The 10,012-nt window shown below is 59.0% G+C and carries 9 protein-coding genes and 1 pseudogene; all 10 read left to right on the top strand.

Annotated features, from left to right (window positions below):
- Nucleotides 1–768, top strand: a 768-nt coding sequence (gene rlmN / locus VFN25_RS01820) for a 23S rRNA (adenine(2503)-C(2))-methyltransferase RlmN (protein WP_325138200.1), incomplete at its 5' end; no start/stop codon positions are given.
- On the top strand, nt 758–1,549 hold the full coding sequence (pilW, locus tag VFN25_RS01815) for a type IV pilus biogenesis/stability protein PilW (RefSeq protein WP_325138198.1): 792 nt from the start codon (nt 758–760) through the stop codon (nt 1,547–1,549). The genes rlmN and pilW, both read left to right, overlap by 11 nt.
- A gap of 104 nt (nt 1,550–1,653) precedes the next feature.
- Nucleotides 1,654–2,688: a RodZ domain-containing protein gene (locus tag VFN25_RS01810; RefSeq protein WP_325138196.1), complete on the top strand. Its 1,035-nt coding sequence runs from the start codon at nt 1,654–1,656 to the stop codon at nt 2,686–2,688.
- Nucleotides 2,689–2,810: 122 nt separating this feature from the next.
- Nucleotides 2,811–3,485, top strand: a complete 675-nt coding sequence (locus VFN25_RS01805) for a YfgM family protein (RefSeq protein ID WP_325138194.1) — start codon at nt 2,811–2,813, stop codon at nt 3,483–3,485.
- Nucleotides 3,482–4,639 carry an outer membrane protein assembly factor BamB gene (gene bamB / locus VFN25_RS01800; RefSeq protein ID WP_325138192.1) on the top strand — a complete coding sequence of 386 codons (1,158 nt, stop codon included), beginning with the start codon at nt 3,482–3,484 and terminating at the stop codon, nt 4,637–4,639. Before VFN25_RS01805 ends, bamB begins: the two co-directional genes overlap by 4 nt.
- Nucleotides 4,640–4,753: 114 nt before the next feature.
- On the top strand, nt 4,754–6,151 hold the full coding sequence (der, locus tag VFN25_RS01795) for a ribosome biogenesis GTPase Der (RefSeq protein WP_325138190.1): 1,398 nt from the start codon (nt 4,754–4,756) through the stop codon (nt 6,149–6,151).
- A 125-nt stretch (nt 6,152–6,276) separates the two neighbouring features.
- Nucleotides 6,277–6,891, top strand: a complete 615-nt coding sequence (gene mobA / locus VFN25_RS01790) for a molybdenum cofactor guanylyltransferase (protein ID WP_325138187.1) — start codon at nt 6,277–6,279, stop codon at nt 6,889–6,891.
- Nucleotides 6,884–8,137 carry a gephyrin-like molybdotransferase Glp gene (gene glp, locus VFN25_RS01785; protein WP_325138185.1) on the top strand — a complete coding sequence of 418 codons (1,254 nt, stop codon included), beginning with the start codon at nt 6,884–6,886 and terminating at the stop codon, nt 8,135–8,137. The genes mobA and glp overlap by 8 nt, the downstream gene beginning before the upstream one ends.
- 12 nt (nt 8,138–8,149) lie before the next feature.
- Nucleotides 8,150–9,298, top strand: coding sequence for a molybdopterin-synthase adenylyltransferase MoeB (moeB, locus tag VFN25_RS01780; RefSeq protein ID WP_325138183.1), 1,149 nt, complete (start codon nt 8,150–8,152; stop codon nt 9,296–9,298).
- A gap of 376 nt (nt 9,299–9,674) precedes the next feature.
- A pseudogene (locus VFN25_RS01775) lies at nt 9,675–10,012 on the top strand (peptidase M4 family protein); the annotation flags it as partial.

Below are 10,012 nucleotides of genomic sequence, written 5' to 3'. Positions count from 1 at the left end.
CTAAATTGCACGTTCTGCTCGACTGGTACCCAGGGCTTCAATCGCAATCTCTCGACGGCCGAGATCATCGGTCAGGTCTGGGTCGCGGCCAGGCACCTCGGCAATGTGCCGCATCACCAGCGCAAGCTGACCAACGTGGTCATGATGGGCATGGGCGAACCGTTGCTCAATTTCGACAACGTCGTCCGCGCCATGAGCATCATGCGCGACGATCTCGGTTTTGGCCTGGCCAACAAGCGTGTGACTTTGTCGACAGCCGGCTTGGTGCCGATGATTGATCGCCTGTCCGAAGAAAGTGATGTTTCCCTTGCGGTTTCGCTGCATGCGCCAAATGACGAACTGCGCACGCAACTGGTACCACTGAACAAGAAATATCCGATCGCCGAGTTGATGGACGCCTGCCTGCGCTATACGCAGCGCGGCCCACGCACGACGGTCACATTTGAATACACGATGATGAAAGGCATCAACGACACGCCGGAACTGGCCAGGCAACTGGTCAAGCTGGTGCGCAAGGTGCCGAGCAAGGTCAATCTGATTCCATTCAATCCGTTTACCGGCACTCGCTATGAGCGCTCGGATGAGTCGGCGATCCGTGATTTCCAGACCATTCTGCTCAATGCCGGTGTGCTGACCATGGTTCGACGCACGCGCGGTGATGACATCGACGCGGCATGTGGCCAGCTCAAGGGGCAGGTCATGGATCGTACCCGTCGTCAGGCAGAGTTTCGCAAGAAGATCGAAGAGGGCGTGACTGATGCGGCTTGATCGGATGCTGGTTGTGGTAGGGGTTCTGGCTTTGTTGGCAGGATGTGCGACAGGCACTGGAACCACGCGGCGCGTGGCAGAGAGCAACCCCGAGAATCCGCAAACCAAGGCGGCGACGCTGTACACCAACCTGGGTCAGAAATACATGGCTCAGGGCAAGCTTGAGCCGGCCATGGAAAACCTGCAGAAGGCGCTGGCAGCCGATGCCAATCATGCCGACGCTCACACCGTGATTGCGTTGTTGTACGAACGCATTGGCGACAACGCCAACGCCGAAAAGAATTATCGACGTGCTGCCGAGCTGATGCCGAAGTCCGGCAATGAGAACAACAATTACGGTGCGTTTCTCTGCAAGATGGGTCGCTATGACGACGCAGCTGTCTATTTTGTGCGCGCCATCTCAGATCCGTTCTACCAAACACCTGCTGTAGCCTTGACCAATGCGGGAACCTGTGCGATCAAGGGGGGCAAGCTGGATGTTGCCGAGCAGGATTTGCGCGAAGCGCTGAATCGCGAGCCGAATAACGCCGAAGCCCTGTTCCAGATGGCCACGGTTCTTTATCGGAAGAACGATTTTTTCCGGGCCAGTGCATTCATTCAACGCTACGAAGCGGTCGGGCAGCAAAGCGCGGATGCCTTGCTGCTGGGGCGCAATATCGAACTTCGACTGGGTAACGGTAAAGCGGCGCAGAATTACACCCGCCGCTTGCGTGACAAGTTTCCCCAGTCGCCACAGGCGCGATCGCTGGATGCAGTGATCGTGACCGATGATCAGGATTAGGCGTGAGCCGACGAAAATCCAGGATTCAAACCCATAGGAATTGGGGCATAAAAGCCGCTGACCCAGGTCAGCTTGATTGGTTGTCAATTCCGGAGAGTAAAACAGTGAGCAATGAAGGCGTCGAACATCAGGATCTGCAATCGTGTTCGACGGACACTCCGAATCAGTCTGATTCGATGGCCGATCTGGATGCCTCGGCAGGCAATGTGATGGAAGACGATCCGGGTTCAATCGGCCAGCGTTTGCGCGCCGCGCGCGAACTGCGAGGCTGGTCATGTGAGGAGGTCGGCGCACAGCTCAAGTTGCAGGCACGCCTGATTCGACGAATCGAAGAGGATGACTACAGCGGTATTGCGCACGCCGTCTATCTGCGCGGCTACTTGACCAGCTACGCGCGCCTCATGGACATGCCACAGGTGCTTGCGGAAAAGGTCGTTGAAACACACGGCGAACGAGCGCCGCTGGTTTCGACTGGAAGAGTCTCACGCTCACGTTACCTGGTAGATCGCTACTCGGTCAGTGCAACCTATCTGATCTTGACGGCGCTCGTTGTCGGGCCGGCGGTCTGGCTGGCGACGCACGGTGGCCTCGAACAGAATCTTGCACGCACGGTCATGCTGGATGGCCCCACGGAAACCCGGGAAGCGCCCATACCGGGTATCGTCGAGGATGTTTCCAATGCCGCAGGCGAGAAATCTCCCGCTGCGAACAGCGTTTCCGCGCAGCCCTCTGCCAATTCAGCGTCGGCTTTGTCGCAGGGTTCGCCGGCTGAAGATGCGCCACCCATCATCGCGTCGATGGCTCCGTTCAATGCCATGCAGCCTGCGAAACCCGCTGTCACGACGGCCGAGGATGCGCCGATTGCAGGCAAGCATTCACTTGTCCTGACTTTGAGCCAGTCGAGCTGGGTCGAAGTGACGACCGCCAGCGGCGAAAAGCTCGAATATGGCCTGCTCGAAGCCGGAATCAAACGCAGTTACTCGAGTAATGGCGCAATTTCCGTTCGCATTGGCAACGCTCAGGGGGCCGAAGTTATCGCCGATGGCAAGAGAATCGACCTGGCGCCGTTCCGGCGCGCAAACGTGGCCAGCTTGCGAGTCTTTGCTGGTTCCGAATTGACCTCGGATATCGACTCGTAACCGCCTCCAGTTGGCCACCTCTTTTTTTACAGGCATTGCCTGGAATCCTGTTACCCTATCGCCCCCCGCGCCGCCGCCGATAATCGGCACCCTTTCCTGTGGCGCTTCATTCGGTGATGCGTATGGCTTTTGAAGTTCTCGACGAGCATGAACAAGGTGAATTGGTGCGCAAGTGGTTGCGTACCAACGCGATGTCGATCGCGATCGGAATCACGATTGGTCTCTTGCTGATCTTCGGATACAAGCAATGGAAGGCCCGCGAATTGCGCACACATGCTGAAGCGGCATTGCAGTTCGACGCATTTGTCGATGCCGTAGATGCCAAACGTAGTGATGATGCCAAGCGAATTGCAGAGGGCTTGCGCAAGGACTATGCGAAGAGTGCGTTCTCAACGTTTGCCGCGATGCGTCAAGCCGAGGTTTCCGTCACTGATGGTGACCTCAAGGCGGCGCAAGCCGATCTGGATTGGGCCAATCAATCAGCCAGAAACTCGGTAATGAAGTCGTTGATTGCCTTGCGTCAGGCGCGTCTGGATCTGGCCGAGGGCAAGGCTGATGCCGCTCTTGCCGAATTGGACAAGGTCGCGAAATCGGATTTTCCGGCCATTGCGAGCGAACTGCGGGGTGACGCCCTGGTCAAGCTTGGCCGCAGCGCGGATGCGCGCGCAGCCTACGCCGAGGCGTTGTCAAACCAGGACGCGCAATCACCGGATCGCGCCTTCGTCGAAATGAAGCAGGCTGACTTGCCGGTATCGGATGCTGGAGTTGAAAAGGTGGCGGAGAAAACGAAATCATGAGGCGCGCCATTCTCGTTCTCGCTGTTGTCTCGCTTTCGCTCGGCGGCTGCAACTGGCTCAAAAGCCTTGGCAAGAAAGACAACGTCGAGCCACCGACCGAGCTTGTCGAATTCACACCCAGCGTCAGTGTGCAGAAACTGTGGTCGGGATCGATCGGCAAGGGTGCGGGAAAATCCGGTGCGCGCATGAATCCGGCGGTTGTCGGTGATCGGCTGTATGTCGCCAGCGTCAGCGGCGAGCTGCAGGCACTCGATGCTGCAAGCGGACGTCGGTTGTGGTCAACGAACGTCAAGAAAATGAGCTGGTCTGGCGGTCCTGCGGCGACTGCCGATATCGTTGTCGTCGGTGCGCTGAATGGACAGGTCCATGCATTTTCGGCCGCAGATGGCAGTGAGCGCTGGAGTGTCCAGCTCAGCTCCGAAATCATCAGCGCACCGGCGATCAGTGATGAAGTCATCGCTGTACGCGCTCAGGACGGTCGGCTCTACGGACTTGATCCGGCCAACGGTTCGCGTCGCTGGGTCTACGAACAAGCGGTTCCGGTGTTGAGCTTGCGCGGAAACTCACCGCCACTGATCGGCGATGGATTCGTCTTTGATGGCTACGATAGTGGGCGCCTGGTTTCCGTCCGTGAAACGGATGGTGCGGCGGCCTGGACCCAGGTGCTGTCAGCCGGAGAGGGGCGTACCGAAGTCGAGCGACTTGCTGACTCCGATGGTCAACTCGTTCTCGACAACGGCGAACTGTTTGCGAGCAGCTACAACGGCCAGATTGCTTCATTCCACGCGGAAAGCGGTCGTCCGTTCTGGGCTCGTGATGTGTCGAGCTTTGCCGGTCTCGCTGTCAGCGCAACGACGGTTGTGATCAGTGGTGCCGATGGCACCGTCTGGGCGTTCGATCGACAGAGTGGCGCCAATCTGTGGAAACAGGACGGCCTGCTCCATCGTTGGTTGAGTGCGCCGGCGGTTGTCGGTGACTATGCCGTGGTCGGTGATCTTGATGGCTATGTGCATTGGTTGAAGCTGAGTGATGGCTCATTCGCTGCGCGCCAGCGCGTTGGCAAGAAGGCAATTGAGAGTGCACCAGTGGTCAGCGGCGATGTTGTTTACGTCGAGAGCGCCAACGGCAATCTTGCCGCGTTCCGCACGCAGTAATCAGCAAGTGCGAGGGAATCGCGATGGCTAAGGCCGCGGCGATTCCAGGCCTTGCCCACCGATGGCATCCGGCTCTGGCCGGGTGTCACTGTTTCTAGATACGGAGCGCCCGCGATGCTGCCTGTCGTCGCCCTGGTTGGACGCCCCAACGTTGGCAAATCGACCTTGTTCAATGTGCTCACGCGCTCGCGTGATGCACTGGTTGCGGATATGCCCGGGGTCACCCGAGACCGTCATTACGGCTTCTGCCGGCTTGGCGAGCGTCATTTCGTGCTCGTCGATACTGGCGGCATCGCCGACAGTGAGGAAGGCCTGGCGGGCTTGACGGTGCGTCAGGTCGAGCTCGCCATCGCCGAAGCCGACGTGGTCGTCTTCGTTGTTGATGCGCGTGACGGCTTGCTGCCGACCGACCAGGCCATACTCGGGCGCTTGCGGCGCACGGCCAAACCGATGTTGCTCGCGGTCAACAAGACCGACGGTCTCGATGAAACCATGGCGCTTGCGGATTTCGCGCGGCTTGGCGTCGCCGCTCCGCTGCCAATGGCGGCATCGCACAATCATGGCACGCGCGATCTGATCGAGGCGATCGAGGAACTCTTGCCGTCAGACGATGGCGAGACGATCAGTGCCGACGATGAAGGCGGAGTCCGCGTCGCCATCGTTGGCCGACCGAACGTCGGCAAGTCGACTCTGGTCAACCGCCTGCTAGGCGAAAACAGGGTCATCGTTTCCGATGTTGCAGGTACCACTCGAGATTCAATCCGAATCCCGCTTGAGCGCGATGGTCGTCGTTACACCTTGATTGATACGGCCGGTGTCCGGCGTCGCTCCAGAATCGATGATGCTGTCGAAAAATTCAGTGTCATCAAGACCTTGCAATCCATTGATGCCGCCAACGTGGTGATCATGTTGCTCGATGCCAACGAAGGCGTTACCGACCAGGATTCCGGATTGATCGGTCATGCCCTGGATGCGGGTCGTGCGCTGGTGATAGCGGTCAACAAATGGGATGGTCTGAAAACCTACGACCGCGAGCAGTGCATGCGCTCGCTGCAGCGCAAGCTGGTTTTTGTCGAATGGGCAAAGCAGCTGACGATTTCGGCCCTGCATGGGTCGGGCATCGGCGAATTGATGAAGAGCGTCAATCGCGCCCATGCGTCGGCCAACAAGAAGCTCACCGCCTCGGATCTGACCCGTGCATTGGAAGCGGCCTATGCTGCCTACCAGCCACCGCTGGTTCGTGGCCATGCACCGAAGCTGCGTTACGCGCATCCGGGTGGTTCAAACCCTCCAACCATCATCATTCACGGCTCGCGAACCAAGCATCTGGCCGAATCCTATCGGCGCTATCTCGAAAACTTCCTTCGCAAGCGCTACAAGCTCGAAGGCACACCGATCCGCATCGATTTCCGTGAAGGCGAAAATCCCTATGCAGGAAAGAAGAATGTGCTCAGCGAGGGTCAGCAAAAGCAGCGCCAGCGCATGATTCGCAGTACCAAGCGCAGCAAGTAATGATTGGTTTCAGGTGAGCGCATAGCAGTTGGCGAGGTGCGCGAAGAGCGAAGTGCATTTCGCCGCAAACTTCTAGAAGCGTACGACATTGCACAACTGCCAGCATTCGAGGATTGTGTAGAACCATGTCGCAACTTGCTCAGCATTCGCGAAGCATGACCACGGCGATACTTGCCGGTGGTGCCGCTACCCGACTGGGAGGTGTCGACAAGGGGCTGGTTGCCCTGCATGGCCGACCATTGATTGCCTGGGTTGTTGAATCACGGCAAGGCGGCTCCGAATCTCCTTGTCTTGTCGTTGCCAACCGCAATCTCGAATCCTACTCGCGGTATGCTCCAACCATCACGGATCAGAGCCCGGTTGATTTCAAGGGGCCGCTGGCCGGAATCGTGGCGGCGCTTCTTGCTTGCGAAACCGATTGGTTGTTTACGGTTCCGGTTGACTGTCTGCGGATTCCCCGTGGCCTTGGCGTTGATCTCATCGAGCATGCGTTGGCCAACGACGCAAGCGCTGCCGTCGCACACGACGGAGAGCGCCGGCAACCCCTGTTTGCCGTGTATCGCAGAGGCCTCGCGGAATCGGCAAAGTCTGCGCTTGACGATGGCAATGGGGTATCCCGCTGGCAGGACCGCATCGGCGCGTTGGAGCTTGTTTGCCCTGATCCAGGCCTGGATTGGTTCAATTTGAATACGGCCGAGGATTTCGCTGCGATGACGGAGGACGTGCGCAACCGTGAATGAATTTCCGACCCGGCTTTCCGTTGCCCAGGCTCAAGCCTGTATTGCCGAACAATGCGCCTTGCGTCGCCTGCCGGCAGTGACCGTTGCCCTGCAGGATGCGTTCGCTCGAGTCCTCGCCAGCAACGTACTTGCCTTGCGCAACCAGCCGCCATTTGCGAACTCGGCCATGGATGGTTTTGCCGTGCGTGGCGAGGATCTTGCCAAGCCCGGTCCGCATCGCTTGCGCCTGATCGGAACCCGCCTCGCCGGTGATGGGTCGACGGCGCAAATCAGTCCCGGCGAGTGTCTGCGCATCACCACCGGAGCACCGTTGCCTGTTGGCGCGGATACCGTGGTGATCAAGGAGCACTGTGTGGTCGACGCAGAGTTCGTGGTGATTGGTGCGGGCGAGACCCGTGGATCCCACGTGCGCCCGCCAGGCGAAGACTTTCGCACTGGCGACATCGTCGTCGGAGCAGGGCGACGGATCCATGCGGCCGAACTGGCTGCACTCGCGTCGACCGGCTTCGATGAGGTTTCCGTCTCGGCCTTGCCCAGGGTCCGCGTCATGACGACCGGCGACGAGCTGGTCATGCCTGGAGCCGAGTGCGGGGCGGCACAGATCTACAACAGCAACGGCTTTGGTCTTGCAGCGATGCTGCGGTCATGCGGCATCGGCCTGGATCTTCTCTCAGCCGATGGCCGCGAACCGGCTTTCACCCATCTGCCTGATGATCGCGAAAGAATTCGCTCGGCCCTGCTTGATGCGGCGAACTCGGCGGACCTGATCATTACCTCGGGCGGAGTGTCTGCCGGTGAGGCGGACTTCCTGCCGGGGCTAATCGCCGAAATCGGTCGTGTGCATTTCTGGAAGGTACGCATGCGACCTGGCATGCCAATTTTGTTTGCCGAAATCGGCCGCACGCTGGTGTTCTGCCTGCCCGGCAATCCGGTCTCAACGATGGCGACATTTCTGTGCCTGGTGCGCCCCGGACTTGAGGCCATGCAAGGAGCCGGGATCGTTGGTCCGCGCCTGCTGCACGCCCGTCTGGCAACGCCGATCTCGAAGCGTCACGATCGAACCGAGTTCATGCGCGCGGTCAGCGAAGTACGTGATGACGGTACCCTTTGGGCGACCCCGATTGCGCGTCAGGGCTCGTCGATGATCCGTGGTCTGGTCGAGGCAAACGCGTTGATTGTGGTGCCCGAGCAATCGCGTACGCTTGATGTTTCCAGCATCGTGCAGATACTTCCCTTGACAGAGTAGCGTTGAAAGATGATGACAGCCGGTTCCCAAACTGCCAGCGGCGCTGACCCTGTCGAAATCGAGCCGCATGAAGCTCTGGCGCGATTGCGTGACGGTGCGCTGCTGGTCGATGTTCGTGAGATGGATGAGCGTGCTGCCGGCATGCCCTGCGATGCCATTGGCATTGCGCGCGCTTCGCTCGGCGATGAGATAGCAGCGGTTGCGGCCGATCGTTCAACCGATTTGATGATGATTTGTGCCAGTGGGCAGCGCTCCTTGCTGGCCCGGCAGCAACTGCTGGAACTTGGCTATACGCGGGTGGTTTCGGTCTGTGGAGGATTCAATCGCTGGCGTGCCGAGGGCCTGCCGCTGGCCGATGGCGCAGTCGATGACGACTTTGCGCAACGCTACGCACGTCATCTGGTTCTTCCCGAAGTAGGTCTGAGCGGTCAGATCCGGCTTTCCAGGGCGCGAGTGGCGATGATCGGTGCTGGCGGACTCGGTTCGCCGGCCTCCCTATACCTTGCCGCGGCAGGGATCGGAACGCTGACCCTGATTGATGATGACAAGGTCGAGCGCTCGAATTTGCAGCGCCAGGTTGTGCATGTGGACGCGAGAATTGGCATGGCCAAGACCGAGTCTGCGCGTCTCAGCCTGTCGGCATTGAACCCGTCCGTATCCATCGACACCCGAGAAACCCGGATCGTTGCCGCCAACGTCGAATCATTGCTTGATGGCCATGATCTGGTCATCGACGGGGCGGACAATTTCCCGACCCGTTATCTGGTCGATGCAGCCTGCCGACGCCTGGGTATTCCGTTGATCTATGCCGCGGTGCATCGATTCAGCGGGCAGATCAGCGTGTTTGATTCACGCCGTGAAGACTCGCCGTGCTACCGATGTCTGTTTCCCGAGCCACCCAGCGCAGCCGAAGCACCAAACTGCAGCGAAGCGGGAGTGCTTGGTGTTTTGCCCGGCATCATGGGTCTGCTTCAGGCAAACGAAGCGATCAAATTGATTCTGGGCCAGGGTCGACCGCTGGTCGGGAGACTGCTGTGTTTCGATGCCCTGGATGCCTCGTTTCGCGAGCTGCAGCTTTCGCGGGATCCGGCGTGCCCTGGATGCGGTGACGGTGCAGCCTTTTCCGGCTATCAGGATATTGCCCGGATCTGTGCTGGCTGATCAGCCTCGCCTTGAACCATCGCGGGCGTGGGGTCTGCTCGGATCGGCATCGATGAATTCCTGATTGCGCGGAAGCTGGTCCATGGATGGAGCGTCCTGATCGGAATTCTTCGTTTCCGTTTCGAGAATTGTTCCCGCAATGCGTCATTACATTTCACTTGCAACTTGATAGTTTCCATCGCTGCTCGGCAGGTCAGTGGGGTCTGCGGAGCACTCCGGGGCTTATCGCAATGGTATGCACTCAGGTGAAAGCGCGAATCGTTTTCACAGGATGGTTTGGGCCATCCTCCCGGAACAGGTGTGGTATTCACGGCCGTTTCGGCGGCAAACGATTACTAATCTTGGGAATTAATCCGTGATCAAATTCAATCTACGAATGGCTATAAATCTTGCTTTGTTGCCAGTGTCAATGGGTGTGCTTGCGGCGTCAGCGCATGCCGCATCCCGTATTGACCTGCACCAGCAAAGCGTCGAGCGACTCAGTGCGCAATATGCGGCAGCGACTGTCAACATGGATGCGCCCGCGTCGAACAATCAGCGCCATGCCGAGTTGCTTTCTCTGGATGCCGAATCGTCCCTGAAGACGCTGGCAGAAATCCGTGATGGCGATGGCACCGTGCACTATCGCTATCAGCAAACATTTCGTGGCGTCCCGATCTGGGGTGAGCATGTCGTGGTCGCCGAGAGCAAGGCCGGCACCTTGCGCTCGTTGTT

This window comes from Dokdonella sp., from assembly GCF_035703485.1.
Taxonomy (GTDB): Bacteria; Pseudomonadota; Gammaproteobacteria; order Xanthomonadales; family Rhodanobacteraceae; genus Dokdonella.
This window is presented reverse-complemented; position numbering and strand designations above follow the sequence as displayed.